At 52.4% G+C, this 20407-nt stretch carries 18 protein-coding genes; 6 read left to right on the top strand and 12 right to left on the bottom strand.

Annotation, left to right across the window (positions count from 1 at the left end; all coding sequences use genetic code 11):
* From ACY2RQ_RS11985 to ACY2RQ_RS12000, 4 genes are all read right to left on the bottom strand, one after another.
* Positions 1-245: hypothetical protein (locus tag ACY2RQ_RS11985; RefSeq protein WP_490113212.1), on the bottom strand; the 245-nt coding region annotated here is incomplete at its 3' end.
* Positions 246-545: 300 nt separating this feature from the next.
* A complete protein-coding gene (gene cas1f / locus ACY2RQ_RS11990; protein WP_490113213.1) occupies positions 546-1493 on the bottom strand; it encodes a type I-F CRISPR-associated endonuclease Cas1f in 948 nt (315 codons plus the stop codon).
* Positions 1494-1571: 78 nt separating this feature from the next.
* On the bottom strand, positions 1572-2819 hold the full coding sequence (locus ACY2RQ_RS11995) for a type II toxin-antitoxin system HipA family toxin (protein ID WP_490113214.1): 1248 nt from the start codon (positions 2817-2819) through the stop codon (positions 1572-1574).
* Positions 2816-3091, bottom strand: coding sequence for a helix-turn-helix domain-containing protein (locus ACY2RQ_RS12000; protein ID WP_490113215.1), 276 nt, complete (start codon positions 3089-3091; stop codon positions 2816-2818). The genes ACY2RQ_RS11995 and ACY2RQ_RS12000 overlap by 4 nt, the downstream gene beginning before the upstream one ends.
* Positions 3092-3166: 75 nt before the next feature.
* On the opposite strand from ACY2RQ_RS12000, the gene ACY2RQ_RS12005 reads away from it, so the two are divergent.
* Positions 3167-3331, top strand: coding sequence for a hypothetical protein (locus ACY2RQ_RS12005; RefSeq protein WP_490113216.1), 165 nt, complete (start codon positions 3167-3169; stop codon positions 3329-3331).
* 85 nt (positions 3332-3416) lie between these two features.
* Positions 3417-3632 carry a hypothetical protein gene (locus ACY2RQ_RS12010; protein ID WP_490113217.1) on the top strand — a complete coding sequence of 72 codons (216 nt, stop codon included), beginning with the start codon at positions 3417-3419 and terminating at the stop codon, positions 3630-3632.
* A 74-nt stretch (positions 3633-3706) separates the two neighbouring features.
* Here the strand turns inward: ACY2RQ_RS12010 and asd are convergent, their stop codons facing one another.
* The 4 genes from asd to leuC all read right to left on the bottom strand — a co-directional run bounded on the left by asd (position 3707) and on the right by leuC (position 8281).
* Positions 3707-4852 (bottom strand): aspartate-semialdehyde dehydrogenase, encoded by a 1146-nt coding sequence (gene asd / locus ACY2RQ_RS12015; protein ID WP_490113218.1) that lies wholly within the window; start codon positions 4850-4852, stop codon positions 3707-3709.
* Between the two features lie 3 nt (positions 4853-4855).
* On the bottom strand, positions 4856-5935 hold the full coding sequence (gene leuB, locus ACY2RQ_RS12020; protein WP_490113219.1) for a 3-isopropylmalate dehydrogenase: 1080 nt from the start codon (positions 5933-5935) through the stop codon (positions 4856-4858).
* Positions 5936-6170: 235 nt separating this feature from the next.
* Positions 6171-6821, bottom strand: coding sequence for a 3-isopropylmalate dehydratase small subunit (gene leuD / locus ACY2RQ_RS12025; RefSeq protein ID WP_490113220.1), 651 nt, complete (start codon positions 6819-6821; stop codon positions 6171-6173).
* The gene (gene leuC / locus ACY2RQ_RS12030) at positions 6818-8281 is read right to left on the bottom strand and encodes a 3-isopropylmalate dehydratase large subunit (protein ID WP_490113221.1); all 1464 of its coding nucleotides are present in this window, start codon (positions 8279-8281) and stop codon (positions 6818-6820) included. The genes leuD and leuC overlap by 4 nt, the downstream gene beginning before the upstream one ends.
* Before the next feature lie 408 nt (positions 8282-8689).
* On the opposite strand from leuC, the gene ACY2RQ_RS12035 reads away from it, so the two are divergent.
* The 3 genes from ACY2RQ_RS12035 (at position 8690) to ACY2RQ_RS12045 (ending at position 13369) form a co-directional block, all read left to right on the top strand.
* Entirely contained in the window at positions 8690-9565 is an 876-nt protein-coding gene (locus tag ACY2RQ_RS12035; RefSeq protein ID WP_490113222.1) for a LysR family transcriptional regulator, read from the top strand.
* A gap of 188 nt (positions 9566-9753) precedes the next feature.
* Positions 9754-11196: a TrkH family potassium uptake protein gene (locus ACY2RQ_RS12040; protein WP_490113223.1), complete on the top strand. Its 1443-nt coding sequence runs from the start codon at positions 9754-9756 to the stop codon at positions 11194-11196.
* Between the two features lie 49 nt (positions 11197-11245).
* On the top strand, positions 11246-13369 hold the full coding sequence (locus ACY2RQ_RS12045; protein ID WP_490113224.1) for a tRNA(Met) cytidine acetyltransferase TmcA: 2124 nt from the start codon (positions 11246-11248) through the stop codon (positions 13367-13369).
* A gap of 144 nt (positions 13370-13513) precedes the next feature.
* On the opposite strand, the gene ACY2RQ_RS12050 is transcribed toward ACY2RQ_RS12045, so the two are convergent.
* The 4 genes from ACY2RQ_RS12050 to prmB all read right to left on the bottom strand — a co-directional run bounded on the left by ACY2RQ_RS12050 (position 13514) and on the right by prmB (position 18792).
* Positions 13514-14644: a hypothetical protein gene (locus ACY2RQ_RS12050; protein ID WP_490113225.1), complete on the bottom strand. Its 1131-nt coding sequence runs from the start codon at positions 14642-14644 to the stop codon at positions 13514-13516.
* Between the two features lie 26 nt (positions 14645-14670).
* Positions 14671-16281 (bottom strand): OmpP1/FadL family transporter, encoded by a 1611-nt coding sequence (locus tag ACY2RQ_RS12055; protein ID WP_490113226.1) that lies wholly within the window; start codon positions 16279-16281, stop codon positions 14671-14673.
* 265 nt (positions 16282-16546) lie between these two features.
* Complete coding sequence (gene aroC / locus ACY2RQ_RS12060; RefSeq protein WP_490113227.1) at positions 16547-17641, bottom strand: chorismate synthase; 1095 nt, start codon at positions 17639-17641, stop codon at positions 16547-16549.
* Between the two features lie 212 nt (positions 17642-17853).
* Positions 17854-18792: a 50S ribosomal protein L3 N(5)-glutamine methyltransferase gene (gene prmB, locus ACY2RQ_RS12065; RefSeq protein WP_490113228.1), complete on the bottom strand. Its 939-nt coding sequence runs from the start codon at positions 18790-18792 to the stop codon at positions 17854-17856.
* Between the two features lie 162 nt (positions 18793-18954).
* Between prmB and ACY2RQ_RS12070 the strand changes: the two genes are divergently transcribed.
* Entirely contained in the window at positions 18955-19857 is a 903-nt protein-coding gene (locus ACY2RQ_RS12070; RefSeq protein WP_490113229.1) for an AEC family transporter, read from the top strand.
* Positions 19858-20407: the final 550 nt, after the last annotated feature.

Genomic DNA, 20407 nt, shown 5'->3' on the forward strand with positions numbered 1-20407 from the left:
AAAACATCTTTTTTCCCTACAACCCATAACAGTTCACTGGAGGCACGGTTACGAAACCGGTGACAACTGACAGCGGTATGCTTGCTGGCGGTTTTACGCAGCAGTTTGCGAACGGCCTGTAATCCTTGCTGGGTTATAACGGTTTGCCAGGTGTTGTCGCCAATGCGGTCAGCGAAGCTGTCCAGCACCCGACGGGTTTTCTTGTGGGCGTTTTTCTGGCATTGACTGACAAAGGTCACCATCATGGTTGAGTGACCTTGCTAAAAAGCACGGAAATACATCCGTGTATTTGGGGTTTGAAGCCACCTATTCGGCGGTCAAAAGGATAGATATTCCATACGTCTATAAACCACCTGAACGGCAGTTCGCACATATTAGCCATAGCTGCTTCACCAATCAAACTGGATAGCTATTGAGAACACAGAATATTGAGAACACAGAATAAAGCCTGAATTCCCCTGTTACTGAATAGCGCTTGTGACTCCATGACGCAGGCGCAGTATTCTCCTCACAAGAAAAATAGTCAATCCCGTATAGAGTAACTATCAATAAATTTTTCTTAAGGACGCCTCCTGAACCTGCTCGAACATAAAATCCAGTGCCTTATGGTCAGTAAAAGCCTGTAAACACTGCTGGCGAAATTCCTGTTCCGATGCACCTTCTCCGGCGCATATAAACGCCCATGGAAGGATAAGCGTATCCTTGATCAAATCAGCCACATCAAAAACCAGTGCCCCGCGTCGGGTTTTACCATGCATTACCGCAAAGCCATGGGGAATACCCAGCACCCAGAGTGTGGTGGCGGCCAGCCCGTAGGTCAGATAATTACCGTGATTAAGAAAGGCATTGGCATTGTCTTCCCCGTCCCGGCTGCGGACAAATTCACCGTATTGGGTACGCCGGGCGGCAATTTTATAAAGCTGCTTTGTCACTCTGGCTTCATTCTGCAGCAGTTGGCCAACATTGGCGGCACTGGCAATCTGGGCAGGATAATGGGTAAGCAGAGTTTCTATTTCCACATCATCCAGATGGAATCCAGCCTGTTGAAGATCGCGGTCTTTGCCCCAGACTTTACTCATAAACTGCAGGCGTGCGGTTTGAAACTGTTTAGCCGTGTGCAGGCGTTTTTCTTCGTCAAACCAGAAACTCATCCAACCCTGCAGGTATTCTGTGGGTCGGTATTCACTTTGTGGACTGAGCCATTCCACTTCGCTGGCGGCCAGCAATGGTGTACCACCGCCACCACAGAAACCAATAAGAACCCCGGCGGAGGCCAGCATACGTACTGCGGCCTGGGTAATGGATGTACCCGTTCCCAGCAGGATGCAGGTGGTATTGGCAATGGGAATATTCCAATAATTGTTCTGGTTCCGGGCTTCTGTCAGGAACAATACCCGGCCGTCTTTCTGCATGACCCGACATTTTTCGAGATAGTAAATATTGGCGCGTTTGGAGTGGAGAATGCTTTTCAAATCTGTAAGTGCATCTGGCATACCGTTCTACCCCTTTAGGAAATAGGGGTCAGGTTCATTTTTAACCTGACCCAACTTTAAGCTGCTATACAGCAACCCTTACAGATAACGATCTGATTTTCGCTTTTTCGGCCGTTTGCTCTCAAAGCGCACACCGCTATCAGAAACCGACATGGCCCGGCTGATAGAGGCTTCCAGTGCCAGTTTCAGGGCAGGAAAAACCTCCCAGCGATCAAAGTGGTGAATAAAGTCCCGGCCGGTATCCGCCATCTGTTCCAGCCTTATTGCTGGATTTTTTACACCGATCTTTCTGCCAAAACGCACCAGTTTATCCTGGTTGGGAAACTCCCGGGTTTTATCCATTTTCAGGGCCAGATCATGGGACTGCAATGGGTAGACGGTGGTATTGACCACATCATAAAGGGGGGACAGACACAGCCCGGAAAGGGGCTGAATAGTGTTATAAAGCAGTGAGAAGTTTTTCAGATGGGCATCGCCATTGCCCAGCAGGCAACTGATAGCGATATAATCAAAAACCTGTTCAACCTGCCCGGCATCCCGGGTGTAGAGCTGCACCACTTTGGCGACATTTTCATAGGAGCCCAGATACTTTTCATCCCCGGGCCGTTTCATCAGTACCGCAAAATCTTCCATGCCCAGAGGCTGGCCGCCGGCCTGATCGAAGCGCTTCATAATAAACAGTTCGTGGTTTTCTGATAGCCAGAACTCTGGTACAGGAATCCCGCAGGCTTTGGCAATGCTCATACAGACGAATTCATTGAGCGCCAGATGCTCATGCTCCTCGCCACCGGTTTTTACAATCAGCTCCGGCTCTATCAATGTGCCTCTTTCGTTATGGCTGGCTGCTGCAGGTTGGGTGTTGACCAGAAGCTTGGGCTGAACACCGGAAATCGCCGCAGTATTGAGCAGGTATTTATCCAGCAGATATTCAAAGGCGCTTTCCCGACTGTCCCAGTGAATCAGGGATTCCAGGGAGTCATGGCCCATGGGCTTTATCTCAAGGTCACTCTCAAAGTACAGGCGACCAATGCCGTTTTTCTGCTGCAGGGCCAGAAACAGCATATCATTGACCCGGGTATAACGACGCAGCCGCTCCGACAGGCGCTCACGCACATAACCTTCCGGGATATTCATCTGGAACACCGGATGCAGGGCACCGCTGTTATAGGAGGCAGTCTGGAACGGCATGGTCAGGGAGACCTCTTCCCCCCCTTCCCGGTAAGAGAAGGCATAGGAACCTTTCTCAAAACTCAGCATGCCCGCCAGCCCCGCCGGGGTATGCACCCGCAGAGAGTTGATCTTCTCGGGCCAGTGTTCGAGCATCATCCGTCATCCTCGTTAAACAGAGAGTCCAGATCATCCCAGGTGGGCCGGGTGGCTTCCCGGACCGTCAGCTCCAGCCCCAGAATACCCAGGTAATTGTTCAGGGCCCAGAGCGCTCCCCGGTAACGATTATTCTCGATAGCAGAAATCACGCTACGGGTGGTTCTGGCCGCCTGCGCCGCTTCTTCCTGATTGAGTTTGAGAGCCTTGCGCCGCTCCCGGCAGTGTTCACCGATGGTTTTCATAAGGGTAATAATGAATTTATATATGGTCATAATAGGGTTAAAAACCAAATATGACCATATATATAGTCATTTAAAATAGAATATCTGTAAACTGGCTCTAACCTTGTGAGCTATTCAGAGCCCCCATTAGGGGATATTGTGCAGATTCGCGGCAAACTGGTGGAAGTAAAAGGTTCTGGAGGCAGGAACTGGAGCAGCAGCCTGAGCCGGACAGATACCGGCAGAGGAGCCTGTGAACTGGTTTGGGTGGAAGATTTGTGGATTCTATAACCGTCATCCCGAGGGTTAAATAAGGGTTGCTTTCTCACTGGAGGATGATTCACCGGAGAGCCGATTGGTTTCATCCCGGATTTTGGTGAATGAGCTGATAAACAGCGAATCCCAGATTATTCTGGTGGACCAGGAGGTTCCTGAAAGTATTTCTGAGTTTTCTTTCACGGCCTACACCCTGGACAGCAAAAGCCATAGTTTTTGGAGTGACCTGGCACTCTATCTGGTTGAGCCAGGAGGCATGCTTTGGCGTGTAATGGAATACCACTTTTACACCACACCAGTACAAGCCAAGTTATAACCTGGCTTGTACTGGTGTGGTGTTGGTAGTGCTCGGTACGTTTAACATAGGTTCTATCCGCCTAACATTAGGGGCTAGTCACCAAGCACAATATTCAACATCCGCCGCAGAGGCTCAGCAGCGCCCCACAACAGCTGGTCACCCACGGTAAAGGCAGACAGATACTCCGGCCCCATATTCATCTTGCGCAGACGACCAACCGGAACGTTCAGGGAACCACTGACCACGGCCGGACTCAACAGACTGGAGGAGTCCTCCTTGTTATTGGCAATCACCTGCACCCAGTCGTTGGCTTCACCAATAATGGATTCCACATCCGCCAGGGGCACATCTTTGGTCAGTTTCACGGTCAGCGCCTGGGAGTGACAGCGCATGGCGCCGACACGGACACAGAGACCATCCACCGGTACCGGTTTGTTCTGGCGGCCGAGAATCTTGTTGGTTTCCACCTGCCCTTTCCACTCTTCCCGGCTCTGGCCATTGTCCAGCTGGGAATCAATGTATGGAATAAGAGAACCCGCCAGAGGCACACCAAAGGCGGTGGTATCCAGCCCCTCACGGATAGTGGCAGCGACCTTGCGATCAATATCCAGAATGGCGGAAGCCGGATCAGCCAGCTCTTCGGCCACGGCATCACGAATCACACCCATACCGCTGACCAGCTCGCGCATATGGCGGGCACCGCCGCCACTGGCTGCCTGGTAGGTCATGGCGCTGGTCCATTCCACCATCCCTTCACGGAACAGGCCACCCAGCCCCATCAGCATAAGGCTGACGGTACAGTTTCCACCGACGTATGTTTTGATGCCGTCATTCATGGCCTGGTCAATCACCGGACGATTGACCGGATCAAGAATAATAACAGCACTGTCGTCCATCCGCAGCTTGGAAGCAGCGTCTATCCAGTAACCGTTCCAGCCGGCTTCACGAAGTTTGGGATAAACCTCTCCGGTAAAATCACCACCTTGACAGGAGATAATAATCTCCATATCAGACAGTTCACTGATATCAAAAGCGCTCTTCAGGGCAGGAATGCTTTTTAAAGAGCCGGTGCCCTCACCCACCAGATGGGCCGGACCGGGCTGACCCGCTTGAGAAGTAGTAAAGAACACCGGTTCAATACGGGAGAAGTCCCCTTCTTCGGCCATACGCTGCATCAGCACGGAGCCCACCATGCCCCGCCAGCCGATCAGACCCACTTTTTTCCTAACGTCACTCACGGCTTAAACCTCACTCAACCCATTGACCACGGCATCACCCATACCGCGGGTTCCCACCTTTTCACAGCCTTCAGACCAGATATCGCCAGTACGGATACCCTTGTCCAGCACCTTGCTGACAGCCTGTTCAATCGCTTCAGCAGCCGCCACCTCACCCAGGGAGTAACGCAGCATCATGGCTACGGAGAGAATGGTGGCCAGGGGGTTGGCCAGATCCTGGCCGGCAATATCCGGCGCGGAGCCGTGCACCGGTTCGTACATGCCTTTGTTGTTGGCATCCAGGGAGGCAGACGGCAGCATACCGATAGAACCGGTCAGCATGGCGGCACAGTCAGAAAGAATATCGCCAAACATATTGCCGGTGACCATGACATCAAACTGCTTGGGTGCACGCACCAGCTGCATGGCGGCGTTGTCTACATACATATGGGACAGTTCAACATCGGGGTATTCCGGTGCCAGTTTGTCCATAATTTCACGCCAGAGTACGGTCACTTCCAGCACGTTATGTTTGTCGATGGAGCAAAGTTTACCGCCACGCTTTTGGGCCGCTTCAAAGGCGACACGACCAATACGTTCAATCTCGGATTCGCTGTAGACGTAGGTATTAAAACCTTCACGCTCGCCGTTTTCCAGAGTACGCACGCCACGGGGCTGACCAAAATAAATACCGCCGGTCAGTTCACGGACAATCAGGATATCCAGCCCGCTGACAACTTCGGGCTTAAGAGTGGACGCTTCTGCCAGCTGGGGATAGAGAATCGCCGGACGAAGGTTAGCAAACAGTTCCAGGTTGGAGCGCAGGCCCAACAGACCTTTTTCCGGACGAACGGCCATTTCCAGGCTGTCCCACTTTGGGCCACCCACAGCACCAAGCAGCAGAGCGTCGGCGGCCTTGGCTTTTTCCAGGGTGTCTGCAGGCAGGGGCACGCCGGTAGCATCAATAGCAGCGCCGCCCACCAGAGCATTGTCAACGCTCAGTTCCAGGCCGAATTTGTCTTTAATTACGTCCAGTACCCGAACGGCCTGTTCCATAATTTCAGGGCCAATACCATCACCGGGCAATACCAGAATATTCTTCATTCTTGGAAAACTCTCTCTGTATTTTTAGTCACGAGGCAAGTCGGGAGTTACCGCCCGGAATTCGGATAACCATTTCCGCTCCATCAATACATCCATCCGACCGCTATGGATAGCGCAAGTGCCAGTTTTGCAGGGGCAGAAACTGGCGATTAAGTCGCTAGCAGGCCATTCCGTGGCCTTTGAAATAGTCATCCGAACCCCGGACTTATCAAGATTGAGGACTCGCCCTGAAAAATCAGTTCTGTAATTCTTTAAACAACCAGGGAAACTTCTGTTCGTGCTTCTGCTCAAATGCACGAATGGTGTCTTCTTCCTGAAGGGTCAGGCCAATTTCATCCAGACCTTTCAGCAGGCACTCCTTGCTGAAAGGGTCAACATCAAACGTCAACTCTTCACCTTCAGGGGTAACAACACACTGACGTTCAAGGTCGATGGTCAGGCTATAGCCTTCCGCAGCTTCACAGGCTTTAAACAGGCCATCCACCTGCTCTTCGGAAAGAACAATGGGCAGCAGACCATTCTTAAAACAGTTGTTATAAAAAATATCCGCAAAGCTGGGGGCGATAACGCAACGGAAGCCGAAATCGTCCAAAGCCCAGGGGGCATGTTCACGGCTGGAACCACAGCCAAAGTTCTGACGAGCCAGTAGCACAGACACGCCCTGGTAACGGGGCTGATTCAGCAAAAAATCCTGGTTCAGAGGGCGGTTACTGCAATCCTGGTCGGCCTCACCTACATCCAGGTAACGCAGCTCATCAAACAGATTCTTGCCAAAGCCGGTACGTTTGATGGACTTCAGGAACTGCTTGGGAATAATCATGTCGGTATCGACATTAGCCCGATCCAGCGGTGCCACTAAACCGGTATGAACGGTAAATGCCTTCATGCCTGTTCCCCCCCTTTCTCCTTAACAGCAGGCTCCTTAACAGCGAGCTTTCTCACATCAACAAAATAACCGGTGACCGCAGCGGCTGCGGCCATGGCCGGGCTGACCAGGTGGGTCCGACCACCAAAGCCTTGACGGCCTTCAAAGTTACGGTTGGAGGTGGAAGCACAGTGCTCCCCCTCATCCAGACGGTCGGCGTTCATGGCCAGACACATAGAGCAACCGGGCTCACGCCATTCCAGACCGGCTTCAATAAAAATCCTGTCCAGACCCTCTTCTTCCGCCTGCTGCTTTACCAGGCCGGAACCGGGTACCACCATAGCCAGCTTAATGGTGTCGGCGACCTTACGGCCTTTTACTACTTCAGCGGCCGCACGCATATCTTCGATTCGGGAGTTGGTGCAGGAACCGATAAACACCTTATCCAATTTGATAGACGTCAATGCCTGACCTGCTTCCAGCCCCATATATTGAAGCGCACGACGAATGCCGTCGGATCTGGTGGTATCCTGTTCCTGTTCCGGGTCTGGCACACAGGCATTGACCGGAGCCACCATTTCCGGAGAAGTTCCCCAGGTCACCTGAGGCTCAATATCTTCTGCTTTCAGGTCCACTTCAAAATCAAAGGCAGCATCCACATCGGAACGCAGAGTCAGCCAGTAGTCGACAGCGGCTTCCCATTCAGCCCCGCTGGGTGCACCAGGACGGTCTTTGACATAATCGATAGTGATGTTGTCCACAGCCACCAGCCCCACACGGGCACCGGCTTCGATCGCCATATTACAGATGGTCATACGACCTTCCATGGACAAGGATTCAATTGCGCTGCCGGCAAATTCGATAGCGCAGCCGGTGCCGCCCGCAGTACCGATCTTGCCGATAATGGCCAGCACAACGTCCTTCGCGGTCACGCCCCGGCCCAGTTCGCCATCAACGGTGACCCGCATATTCTTCATCTTCTTGGCCACCAGGCACTGGGAAGCCAGTACATGTTCCACTTCCGAAGTGCCGATACCGTGGGCCAGGGCACCAAAAGCACCGTGGGTGGCTGTGTGAGAATCACCACACACCACAGTCATGCCTGGCAGAGTTGCTCCCTGCTCCGGACCAACCACGTGAACAATCCCCTGACGCACATCCTGCATGGCGTATTGAACAATGCCGAATTCATTACAGTTGTCGTCCAGGGTTTTTACCTGGATTTTTGACACCGGATCGACAATACCTTCAATACCGGACTCGCGTTCAACAGACGTAGTGGGAACGTTATGATCGGGAGTGGCCAGGTTTGCGCTCAACCGCCAGGGGCTACGGCCAGCCAGACGCAGGCCCTCGAAAGCCTGGGGAGATGTCACTTCATGGAGAAGCTGACGGTCAATATACAGCAGCGCCGAGCCATCATCCCGGCTTTTGACCAGATGGTCATCCCATAACTTGTCGTAGAGCGTTCTATCTGCCACAGCTCTTCTCCTCAGGCCTGATATGTATTATTACGGTTCTTTTTCTCTGTTCGCTTTTATCTTTATCAGCATCCTATGGCAGAGAGAAAGATAAAACAAATTCATATTAATCATACATTTGATAACCATATGGAATCCATTAAGGTCGCTTTACTTACTACGACAAGAACCACTGTGAAAACCTCATTAACTGTATTTGTCTGATAGTCAGCAGGCAAAAACCGACGCTTTGAAACCCGATAAAAACCAGGCGGACAAAGCCGCCTGGGTGATAAGGTCAGATCAGCAGACGTTCTTACTTTTCAGGCGTTGAATTATTCCGATAAGAATGTCAGCCGCCAGTATACAGAGGACAACCCCCTTAAGGGTTGGTTATCATGACCGGCAATAACCCCGAAAACGAACTCTATGGACAGTCAGACCCTTACCGCCTTTCTTGCCGTCGCCGAAACCGGTTCCTTCTCACTGGCCGGCGAAAAACTGCACCTGACCCAGCCAGCCATCAGCAAGCGTATTGCTCTGCTGGAAAGCCAGATGAATGCCCGACTGTTTGACCGGGTTGGCCGTGCCGTCTCCCTGACCGAAGCAGGCCAGCTGCTGCTCGAAAGAGCTCGACGTATTCTCAGAGACATGGAAGACACCCGCCTGGCACTGACCAACCTGTCCGGCTGTGTAAGCGGACGGTTAAGCATCGCCACCAGCCACCATATTGGCCTGCACCGCCTGCCCACGGTTCTGCAGCAATTCAACCGGCTTTATCCCGGTGTATCCCTGGATATTCGCTTTGTGGATTCTGAATGGGCCTATGGTGGCGTACAGCGGGGCGATATTGAGCTGGGCATTATCACCCTTGCCCCGGAACAGAACAGCCGAAAATTTATCAGCCGTGAGATCTGGCCGGACCCGCTGGTATTTATGGTCTCTGCAGATCATCCCCTGGCGCACAGGGAACAACTCTCCTTTGAAGATATCAGCCAGTATCCGGCGGTATTCCCCGGGGGCAATACATTTACCAATAAAATTGTTCGCAAACACTTTGATCAGCGGGAATTGCACATTGATGTCATTATGGAATCCAACTACTTGGAAACCCTGAAAATGATGGTAAATATCGGCCTTGCCTGGAGCGTTTTGCCGCGCACCATGCTGTCCGATGGTATTCTGGATATCACCCCCGGAGATATTTTCATAACCCGTAGCCTGGGGGTTATCTACCATAAGGACAGAACACTTTCCAACGCTGGAAAGGCCCTGCTTAAGCTTCTCCATAACCTGGATAATTAACAGGGCCTTCAATCCGGTTGAGACAGTTCAATATTCAGCCACCCCCTCTCTCTGGTGCTATGCTGCGAGCGACCTGACGACCATGCACTTATATAACCTGATCCATATGTATAAACCCGTAATTACACCGACAGGCTCCTGATTGAAACTACGCAGCTTTTATCTGCAATAGAGCTAATTTACATCTTATGAATCTTAAACCGGTTCTGTACGTTATTGGCCTGTTCCTGATGGTTCTCGGATTACTGATGGTAATTCCTGCCATCACTGATCTGGTCATAGACAGCCCGGGTTCAGCCGCGTTCTTTAAGTCGGCCATATGGAGTTTCCTGTCGGGAGGGCTGTGTACGCTGGCCACCCGTACACGCCAGTTCAGGCTGGATCCACGGCAGATTTTTATTCTTACCAGCCTGTGCTGGCTGACCCTGAGCGCATTCGGTGCCCTGCCGTTTGTGCTGGTTGAGGGCATGAACTTTACCGACGCATTTTTTGAAACCATGTCCGGGGTTACCACCACCGGCTCCACGGTGATGACCCAGCTGCATCTGGCTGACAAAGGTATCCTGCTCTGGCGTTCCCTCCTGCAATGGCTGGGTGGTATCGGCTTTATTGTGATGGCGGTAGCTATCCTGCCTTTTCTCAAGGTCGGGGGCATGCGCCTGTTCCAGAGTGAATCTTCCGACTGGTCAGCCAAATGTATGCCCCGCTCCGGCTCCATCGCCAAGCGTATGGTTCTTACCTACCTGATCCTGAGCATTCTGTGTGCCCTGGGCTATCTGATGGGGGGCATGACCCTCTTTGAAGCTATCAACCACTCAATGACCACACTGTCCACCGGGGGCTATTCCACTTCAGACTCCTCTATGGGGCACTTTACCAACCCCTGGCTGCACTGGAACGGCACTATTTTCATGCTGTTGGGAAGCCTGCCGTTTGTGCTGTTTGTCAAGTTCTTTAAAGGCCATACCGAAGACCTTTTCCGGGACAGCCAGGTGCGGGCCTTTCTGGGTTTTATGCTGCTGACCTGGCTGTTCCTGAGCCTGTGGCTGACCTTTACCAAAGAGCATGACTTCTTCCATAACCTGACTTTGGTCGCCTTTAATACAACCTCCGTGGTCACCACCACCGGCTACGCCCTGACCGACTACAGCGTCTGGAGCGACATGACGACATCTGTCTTTTTTTTCCTGATGTTTGTGGGTGGCTGTTCAGGCTCAACCGCCGGGGGCATAAAAATTTTCCGGTTCCAGATAGGCAGCAAACTGCTAATGATGCAGCTGAAGCAGGTCAGCCACCCACGGGCGTTTCTGGTACATCGCTACAACGGCCAGGAGATTACCAATGAAATTCTTCGATCCCTGGTGGCCTTCTGCTTTTTCTATGGTTTGCTGATCGCCCTGATGACCATAGTGCTGTCCGCCATAGGGCTGGATATCGTCACCAGTCTCACTGGTTCAATTACCGCAGTCAGCAATGTTGGCCCTGGTTTCGGCAATGTTATTGGCCCGGCAGGTAATTTCCTGCCCCTGCCAGATGCTGCCAAATGGTTGCTCAGTTTTGGCATGTTGATGGGGCGGCTGGAAATTATTACAGTTCTGGTTTTACTGACCCCTTCTTTCTGGAGAAACTGATAAAGTAAGGGGCTTTATCCCATGCTGTTATAGTCACATTCTGGAATACATGAAGTCTGCCATGGAATATCAGCTGCCCCTCTGGCTGTCACAGGCCCGTCAGCACCACCACCGTCTGCCTATGGTCTGGTCGGGGGAAAACGCGTGGCTTCAGCAACGATTGCTGACGCTAGCTGATATTCAGGGTAGCGAAGACTGGGAACCATTGCTCTGGAGTAACCGCACTGACTGGCCATTGCCCGCCAACGCCTGGAAAAAAGCCTCCCAACTTCTGGGACAGACTATCGACTACCTGATTCTGGACCTGACCGAAGATATTCCCGCTGCTGCCCTCGGTCTTGTTACCGGAGCACTGGCCGGCGGTGGACTGCTTATCCTTCTCTGTCCATCAGAGCTGCATTGGAATAAATACTCACCATTTTTACAAAGAGCTGGTTCTGTACTTCCTCAATCGGATATAGCGTTCTGGAAGCAGGGGGGGCCATTCCCGGCCTTCCAAAGTAAACGCCCTTCTTCAGAACCGGTACAGGACTTGCCCGAATCCGGCCCCTGGCTCACCCAGGACCAGGCTCTGGCAGTGCAGGCCATCGAAAGGGTTATGCTGGGCCACCGTCGTCGTCCACTGGTGCTGACCGCTGACCGGGGTCGGGGGAAATCCGCGGCTCTGGGCATTGCCGCCGCCCGGCTGATGCGACAGCGCCCGGTACGCATCCTGGTCACAGCCCCTTCCCGGCAGGCGACAGACACCCTGTTTTTCCATGCCGGAGAACTTCTTCCTGAAAGCAAAAAAGCCGAAGGTCATATCACCCTGCCCCATAACAACGGATTGAGTGAACTGGCATTTATCGCCCCCGATGAGCTTGCTCGGACAGCACCGGAAGCTGCTTTTGTTCTGGTAGATGAAGCCGCTGCTATTCCGGCACCCCTGCTGGAAAAGCTGCTGCGCCAGCATTCCCGTATTGTCTTTGCCAGCACCATCCATGGTTATGAAGGTACCGGGCGCGGGTTTGCTATTCGTTTCCAGAAAACCCTGAAACATATCACCCCCAAATGGCGCAGGTGCCGTATGCAACAGCCCATACGCTGGGCCAACAATGATCCTCTGGAAAAGCTGCTGGCGGATCTTCTTCTCCTCAATGCCGAACCTGCCGACGATAAGCACATACAGTCCGCCAACCCGGATAATGTCAGTTTTCAAACTGTGACAGGTGCTGAACTGCTCAGAGAACCTACGCTGCTTACCGAAATCTTTGGCCTGCTGATCCTGGCTCATTACCAGACCAGTCCAGATGATTTGCGGCAGATACTCGACCGAAATGATTTACTTATTGGCTTACTGGAATATAAGAAGTCTGTCGTCTCTGTTGCCCTGATCAGCCGGGAAGGGGGTTTTGATCAAGCCGTGACTGAAGCCATCTGGCTGGGCCAGCGTCGCCCAAAGGGCCACCTGCTGCCACAAACCCTTTCTGCCCATGCCGGTTTTAAACAGGCTGCTGGTATGATGATGGGGCGAATTATGCGTATAGCCGTTCACCCTGCCGTACAGGGGCGGGGACTTGGCCAACTGTTAATCCGTTCCCTTCATTCCCCCTGTCTTGATCGGGGAATGAAATTACTGGGCAGCAATTTTGGCGTAACCGCGGATCTGCTCAGTTTTTGGCACAGCTGTAAAATGCTCCCGGTTCATATTGGCGCTACCCGCAACAACGCCAGCGGTTGTTACAGCGCAGTTGTTATTATGGGACTGACTACAGAAGGCAGGTATTTCGCGCAAAACCTCCAGGAGCGCTTCCGAAAAATGCTGCCCTTGCTAGCCACTGATGGCCTTGAGACTATGGAAGCCCATATTCTGCTTTCCCTGATAACTTGCGCCAACAGCGCCCCACAAAAAACAACCCAACCTTCCCCTAATGAGGAATGGCTGCAGCGCCTCACAGGGTTCAGCAAAGGTTTATTCAGTTACCAGAGTTGTTTGCCGGAGCTGCACTGGCTGGCGCAATACCAGCTTCCTGTTAGCAGAAAACAGCTGTCTTTAGAGCAACAACAGGTGATAACAATGAAAGTGTTGCAGGCTCACAGATGGAGCAGGGTGGCACAGGCCACAGGGCTGACAGGAAAAAAAGCCGTGGAACAGACTCTGGCCAGGGCTGTCGGTATACTGTTGAAGCAGTGATAACAGCTTCTGCATACAAGCTCCCCCTAAATATCCGTACATATTTCCCGTGCCGGGGTATCGCTGCCGGCCTGCCTGGAAATCAGTGACGGGTTACCGTTTTTACCCTGCTGCCTGTCCCGACTGAAGAACCCTCCCTGTTGTTCAGCCCCCGAGCTTTTTTCGGTTCTGCACCACCTGCCTGGCTAATGCGTCTTCAATACTATAAATCATGCTCTCCACACCTTCCGGATGACTGGCCCCGGCGGCGTAATGCCAGTAAAGCTCAGCGCGATCCTGGTATTTTTTGGCATCCAGGCGCATCAGTGACTGGGCATAACCGTTATAAAGTTCGGGATAAGGAGCGTCACCCAAGAGTTTCAGGGCATAATCAAAACGATCAGGCACTGCCTTTTCAAAACCTGCGCGGTTACCGAGATGATCGGTTATCCGACGGCCAAACAATATGCGCCCGGCCCGGCCATCCGCATAGATAGCCGCATAACTGGCGGCAATAACAGCCTGGGGGCCGGCGCAGTCCCGCATCAGGGATTCAATAACAGCGCCTTTCTCAAACAGGTTGTAGGCTATATCCTTTTTCGCTTTCAGGCCGCTGATTCCACTCCATTTGGACTTCATAATCTCACCATAACGCCCCTGGGCATAATACTGCCAGTAGCGGATATGGGGAATAAACTTCACTCCCTGTGCATCCAGCAGCTCAATCTCCGCCTGCAGGTTATCCGCCACATCCTTCAACAACATAGTGCGCTCGGCATACTCCACATCCCCTGAAGGTTCCGGGGACAGATACAGGGCATAGATAACCTGAGTACGATAGGCAGCATATTTTCCGTCAATGGTATCCAGCACCAGTCCCCTGCGACGGGCATCACGAAAATTCCCCTGGAAATGGCTGCGCCAGGCGTCCTGGAGATAGGCGACCATTTTCTCCAGAGCAGCCGGATTTAAACTGGCTTCCAGTCCTTCACCCGGATGTTCTTTCACTGCCAGTTTCAGCTTTTTCAACACATATTCTTCACCAGCCTTGGTGGACAACAGCTGGCTGCGGAAAAGTGCCATATCCGGGAAAGGATCCCGGGCCGAACGCATCATACGGGGCCACTCTTTTCGCAGGTTCTCACCACTCAGATCCTGTCGGAACAGATTATCCGGATAAGGCACCGGGTTCCATTTCAGCTCCGGATGCGTGCTCTTGTCCGCCAGCAGTTCACCCGCCCCCACGGCTAAAGCCGAGAACAGCAGAACCTTTACCAGTGCGATACATTTTTTCATGAGTTCACCTGCAATATTGCAAAACGTCAGATCCTGACTGTCAGCTGCATGGCCAGGGCATGGGCGTGCATATCCCGATAGCGGGCCGTCAGGCTGCCCGGGTCTTCAAACATACGGGTATCCGGGTCAGTGCCCTGGGGTTCACCATTCACCTTGTAGTTCACATCAAAAATCCTGAAAGACTTCATGTGCATATAGCCATAAGCGACATCAACAGCGTACTGTTCATTGAACCTGTAGCCGGCACCAAATGTCAGCCACTGGCGGTCATTATCGGGAATCCTGGCGGAACGGGTAGCATTGGTGGTGGGGGAGTTATCATGGCTGTACCCTGTCCTCAGCTCCAATTTTTCACTATAACGCCACCTGCCACCCAGGGAGAGGGTCCAGACATCGGACCAGTTCTGGGGAACCTTGGCCAGAACATGCTGGCGGGGAGCGCCATTGCTGACACTGACGATATCCGACGCTGGTCCGCCTTTACTGGTAATTTCGAGATTTTTAAATCGACTCCAACGGGTCCAGACAGCTCCCGCCAACAGGGTAAATTCCGGGTCAATATCCCAGGACAGGCTCAGCTCAACATGTTCAGGAAATTTGATTCGGCTTTTTACATTTTCCTTTACTGTACCGGGACGGCGCTGCCAGAGGTATTCTGCGGCCATCTCCGCTTCCGGAATGGGTTCCGGATAAGCACTGTCAGGACGAAACTGTTGCAGGATAGTTTCCAGGCCAGCGATACCCGTCGCCCGCATATGACCTTCAAACCTGATGCTGGTTGGAGAGTGGTAGGCAATTCCGGCGACAAGACTGTCAACAGGATGCCACTGTAAACCCAGGGTCGCGCCAAATCCGATTCCCCTGGTATCAACGGATGCGACGGCATCCGTAGGAGCCGCAGCCCAGGAGTTCAGGTAACGGACCATATCCATCATCCCAACCGATACCCACATACCGGCCCCCACAGCCAGCTCCGGATTCACTCGCCAGGACAGGGTTGGCTGCAGGTTGACTACCTTCACGCTGCTGCCTGCAGCCTGATAACGGAAAGGGGACTCCACAGGATATTTGACTTCACCACCAAAAGCACCGTAAATCCCCACCCCGGCCCACAGATCGTCCATAACCGGCTGGGCGTAGTAAAGAGCAGGCACAAGGCCGGGTTTGAGGAAATCATCAACGGACTTCGACTCGAAGTAGCAAAGAATATTCTGCTCTTCCATATAGTCACAGGGGCGATAGTCTCCGGACCAGCCGAAGTAGCTGCTGTAATCATCAGTATCCAGAGTGTCATTTCGGTAGGGACTCTTATAAGTACCTTCAGCCTTACCTCCGGGAATTACACCAAAGCCTCCCAGAACAAATTGTCTCTTCCCCAGAAAAGCCATACCTGCAGGATTGGCGCTGATAACGGTAGCATCACTGCGATTTACACCTCTCCCGGCGTTTGCCGAACCGAAAGAGGAAATAGACTGGAAATCCGTCAGAGCCAGCCCTCCACCATAAAGGGAGAAAGACAGCCCTAGTAACACTCCCCCACACAGCGTACCCTCAAATAACACGCCCCTAAATAACAGCCCCGCATCCGACAGCACCCGAAAAAAACGACTGGCCATGGTTGCGCACCTATTCCACATACACCCCTCCTTCCCGCTGTTCTTGGTTATATCAGGCTGTTCTTCGTGGGAGTGATATATAGCTCTCTATAGGAAGTGCTGCCGAAAATAAAAGGTACTATCGTTCAAGAAAAGAGCGTTCAAGAAAAGAGATTTAGAGAAAGGCCATAATTAACGGGAAACGGGAAACGGGAAACGGGAAACGGGAAATAAAGAGAGGCGCCATATATAAAGGCGGAGAAAATATAAAGGCGGAGAACGCTCCGCCTTTACGCAATCAGACAAATTAACTCTGTAGAGGAACAACAGGTGTCTGGCACTGCACATCGGCATTCTGCCCCCGGTGCCGGAGCAGATGATCCATCAGGGTAATGACCATCATCGCTTCAGCGATTGGCGTTGCCCTAATACCGACACAAGGATCATGACGGCCTTTGGTCACCACCTCAACAGGATTGCCCTGGACATCAATGGAACGTCCGGGAATCAACAGGCTGGACGTCGGTTTCAGGGCGATACTGGCACGGATGGTCTGACCGGAAGATATACCCCCAAGAATGCCGCCAGCATTATTGGATAAAAATCCTTCGGGGGTTATCTCATCCCGGTGTTCACTGCCCTTCTGGGCGACAGAGGCAAAGCCTGCACCTATCTCTACACCCTTCACTGCGTTAATGCTCATCAAGGCGTGGGCCAGATCGGCGTCCAGGCGGTCAAACACCGGCTCACCCAGGCCGGGCATTACGCCGGTGGCTTCCACGGTAATCCGCGCGCCGATGGAATCCCCCTGCTTACGCAGACCGTTGACCAGATCTTCCATAGCCTTGACTTTACCGGCATCGGGGCAGAAGAAAGGATTGTTATTCACTTCATTCCAGTCAAAGTTGTCAATGCGGATGTCACCCATCTGCTCCAGATAGCCCCGCACCTGAATACCCTGCCGGGTCAGATATTTTCTGGCAATGGCTCCCGCCGCTACCCGCATGGCCGTTTCCCGGGCAGATGAACGGCCACCGCCCCGGTAATCCCGGAAACCATATTTCTGGTTATAGGTGTAATCAGCGTGGGCAGGACGGAAGTTATCTTTAATATCAGAGTAATCTTTCGAGCGCTGGTCAGTGTTCTCTATCAGCAGACCGATGGGGGTGCCTGTGGTCTTCCCCTCAAAAACACCAGACAGGATACGTACTGCATCAGGCTCCCGGCGCTGGGTAGTGTAGCGGGATGTACCCGGCTTACGGCGGTCAAGATCCTTCTGCAGATCTTCTTCGGTCAGCCCCAGCCCGGGAGGACAGCCATCAACAATGCATCCGAGGGCCAGGCCATGGCTTTCTCCGAAAGTAGTGACCGTAAACAGTTTACCTATTGTGTTTCCTGCCATAATGCTCCGCCGACAATTATTTTCCGACCCGAAGACCAAATCTTTGCTTTATTCAAGTTCCGCTGTATCCGGCGGATTATACCCGGCCAGATTCTCAACGCCACATATCCCTTTGTACACAGAATAGCCGGACAGCTATCCGGCCAGTAAAAACGTATGACCGTAGAATTGAGCAGCAAAGCCGACAAAGCGCTTTTTTGCAAAAGGCTGCTTTAAAAATTGTCCTGATACAGATCAAGGTCACTGGCGGTCATCAGGCAGACACCATGACCGCCCTGCTCAAACTCAAGCCAGGTAAACGGCACTTCAGGGAAAGCCTCATCCAGGGCGTAACAGCTGTTGCCTACTTCCATCACCAGCAGGCCATCATCCGTCAGCCAGTCTCTTGCCTCCCGAAGAATCCGGCGGGCCAGATCAAGACCGTCATCTCCGGCTTCCAGTCCCAGGGCCGGTTCATGATGATATTCTTCCGGAAGATCAGTCATATCCTCAGCATCTACATAGGGAGGATTGGTGACCATTATCTGGTAACGGGGCCTGTCATTCCGATTCTGCAGGGCCGAAAACAGGTTTGACTCAACCGTTTCCACCCTGTCCCAGAGTTCATAGCGGTCAATATTGATTCGAGCCACCTCAAGGGCATCCGGGGAGAGGTCGATAAGATCAACCCGGGCCTCGGGGAAGCTCTGGGCGCAGGCAATGCCGATACAGCCGGAGCCAGTGCACAGATCCATGATTCTCTCGACCCTTGCATCCCCCAGCCAGGGTTGAAAACCGTTCTCAATTAACTCTGCCACCGGAGAACGGGGAACCAGCACCCGTTCGTCCACATAAAACGGCAGCCCCGCAAACCAGGAGATGTTGAGCAGATAGGCTGTCGGTACCCGCTCCTCAATACGACGGTGTACCAGGGTTTTCAGGCGTTCAGCTTCCGTCGGTGTTATACGGCTGGAATAGAACGCAGGATCAAAGTTCCAGGGCAGCTCCAACGCCTGCAAAACCAGATGACAGGCTTCATCCCAGCTGTTATCGCTGCCATGGCCATAAAACAGTTCATGCTCATTAAAACGGCTGTAAGTCCAGCGCAGCCAGTCACCGATGGTCTGCAGACCTGTGATGTCAGAAAGTGTCTCTGTGAGATGTCCGGGCATTAATCAATCCTTGCTTGCCGAACCGGCGGCTGCTCCCGGTGGGAGTGGCCAGAGTTCAGGGGTAAAAATGCGGGCGCAGATTCTAACAGGGAGCTATTGTAGCCGCTAATAACTATCATCAGAATCTGCCCATAATTTTTCCAACCCTTCTAAGGTGGTAGCTTGAGTTTCACTGAAATATTTCTGCGTGTTCTGTTTCTCCTCTGTGTGTCTGTGGCGGGGTTCTTCATAGGTCGAAAGCTTAAGGTAAACCAAAAAGACATATCGTCTCTTTTGGTTTACCTCATCTCACCCGCTGTGATTTTTGTGGCGGTGCTGGAAGCCCCGGAAGGTTACAGCTATTTTTCATTCACAGTGGGGGCATTCCTGTTGTGCTCAGCCGTTTCCTTGATCGCGTTAGTGGTGGGGAGATCTATCTGGAAAGACAGTACCGCTTATCTGTTCGCATTTTGCGGCGGTACGGGTAATACGGGATTCTTTGGGCTTCCCTTGGCTATAGCCCTGTTTGACCTGACGGGAGCGGCCCTGGCGGCCTTTATCATATTGGGTGTAAACCTGTATGAGTTCTCTTTGGGTTACTTTCTGACCGCCCGGGGAGTGGGGACTGTCAAAGACAGCTTGAGGCGTATGTCTAGGCTGCCAATCCTCTATGCATTCTTTTTGGTAATACTTCTTCAGCAGCTGGAGGTGGATGTTGGCGATATTTTCATATCGGGGCTGAGTAATTTTAAAGGCGCCTATACTGTCCTGGGTATGTTGGTTATTGGCATTACACTAAGCCATATCAAGAAGCTCGAAATAGATTGGACGTACTTAATCGCTTCGCTTTCCTGGAAATTCCTTGTTTGGCCTGCCATTGGACTTTGCGTGATTTGGTTTGCCCCCTTTGAACTGAGTGCGACGGAACAAGCCATGATTATGTTGATGACCGCTGTTCCTATGGCGGGCAATGTAGTCATCATCGCGAATCAACTCGATGTTCACCCGGAGAAAGCTGCGACAGCTGTCATGGCGAGCACAGTACTTTCCTTGATCAGTGTGCCGCTGTTCATTGGGTTGGCATGAGTGTTAACCCCCTTAATTTTGAATAACTCGGCGGGCGGAAGCGTTGGCAATTGAGAGGGCGTCAGTTCTGCGTAGCAGAATGAGCGAATAGCGAACCCGGAAATGAGCGTATAACGCCTTCAGTCTCACCAGGCTTATACGCTATGGGGCCTGATTCAGCCAAAGAAATGTGTTAACGCTTCATGTCTTCCGGCCAGTATGAAAGATATAAAGTACAAGCCATTTAAACGCCCATGAGCTGACAGTAGCCCAGTACTTACTTTTGACGTTGAAACCTTTTCTATAGAACCCGTAAATCTATTTCCTGGATCATAGCTCACACTCTATTCATCAACGGAGGGTTTTGGGTGCCCGACAAGCAGGAGAACTCGGCACCGGAAATCTATGAAACATGTTATGCAACAGTGCTATTGGTGTCTCAATAGCGCCACCATGCCTAGGTCACCGCGATCAGCGGGGTATGAGCCACTCCTAGACTGATGGTGCTAGACAAACTGAATGCTAACGAAGCCCAGACTCGCCTGATAACGGACCACCACCAAAATACAGT

This window comes from Parendozoicomonas sp. 209JJ7-1 (assembly GCF_058147085.1).

Bases quoted from the DNA above. Each gene is read 5' to 3' on its own strand.
- cas1f (WP_490113213.1), bottom strand. From the start codon at position 1,493: ATGCCAGATGCACTTACAGATTTGAAAAGCATTCTCCACTCCAAACGC.
- ACY2RQ_RS11995 (WP_490113214.1), bottom strand. From the start codon at position 2,819: ATGATGCTCGAACACTGGCCCGAGAAGATCAACTCTCTGCGGGTGCAT.
- ACY2RQ_RS12000 (WP_490113215.1), bottom strand. From the start codon at position 3,091: ATGACCATATATAAATTCATTATTACCCTTATGAAAACCATCGGTGAA.
- leuB (WP_490113219.1), bottom strand. From the start codon at position 5,935: ATGAAGAATATTCTGGTATTGCCCGGTGATGGTATTGGCCCTGAAATT.
- leuD (WP_490113220.1), bottom strand. From the start codon at position 6,821: ATGAAGGCATTTACCGTTCATACCGGTTTAGTGGCACCGCTGGATCGG.
- ACY2RQ_RS12035 (WP_490113222.1), top strand. From the start codon at position 8,690: ATGGACAGTCAGACCCTTACCGCCTTTCTTGCCGTCGCCGAAACCGGT.
- ACY2RQ_RS12040 (WP_490113223.1), top strand. From the start codon at position 9,754: ATGAATCTTAAACCGGTTCTGTACGTTATTGGCCTGTTCCTGATGGTT.
- ACY2RQ_RS12045 (WP_490113224.1), top strand. From the start codon at position 11,246: ATGAAGTCTGCCATGGAATATCAGCTGCCCCTCTGGCTGTCACAGGCC.
- ACY2RQ_RS12050 (WP_490113225.1), bottom strand. From the start codon at position 14,644: ATGAAAAAATGTATCGCACTGGTAAAGGTTCTGCTGTTCTCGGCTTTA.
- ACY2RQ_RS12055 (WP_490113226.1), bottom strand. From the start codon at position 16,281: ATGTGGAATAGGTGCGCAACCATGGCCAGTCGTTTTTTTCGGGTGCTG.
- aroC (WP_490113227.1), bottom strand. From the start codon at position 17,641: ATGGCAGGAAACACAATAGGTAAACTGTTTACGGTCACTACTTTCGGA.
- prmB (WP_490113228.1), bottom strand. From the start codon at position 18,792: ATGCCCGGACATCTCACAGAGACACTTTCTGACATCACAGGTCTGCAG.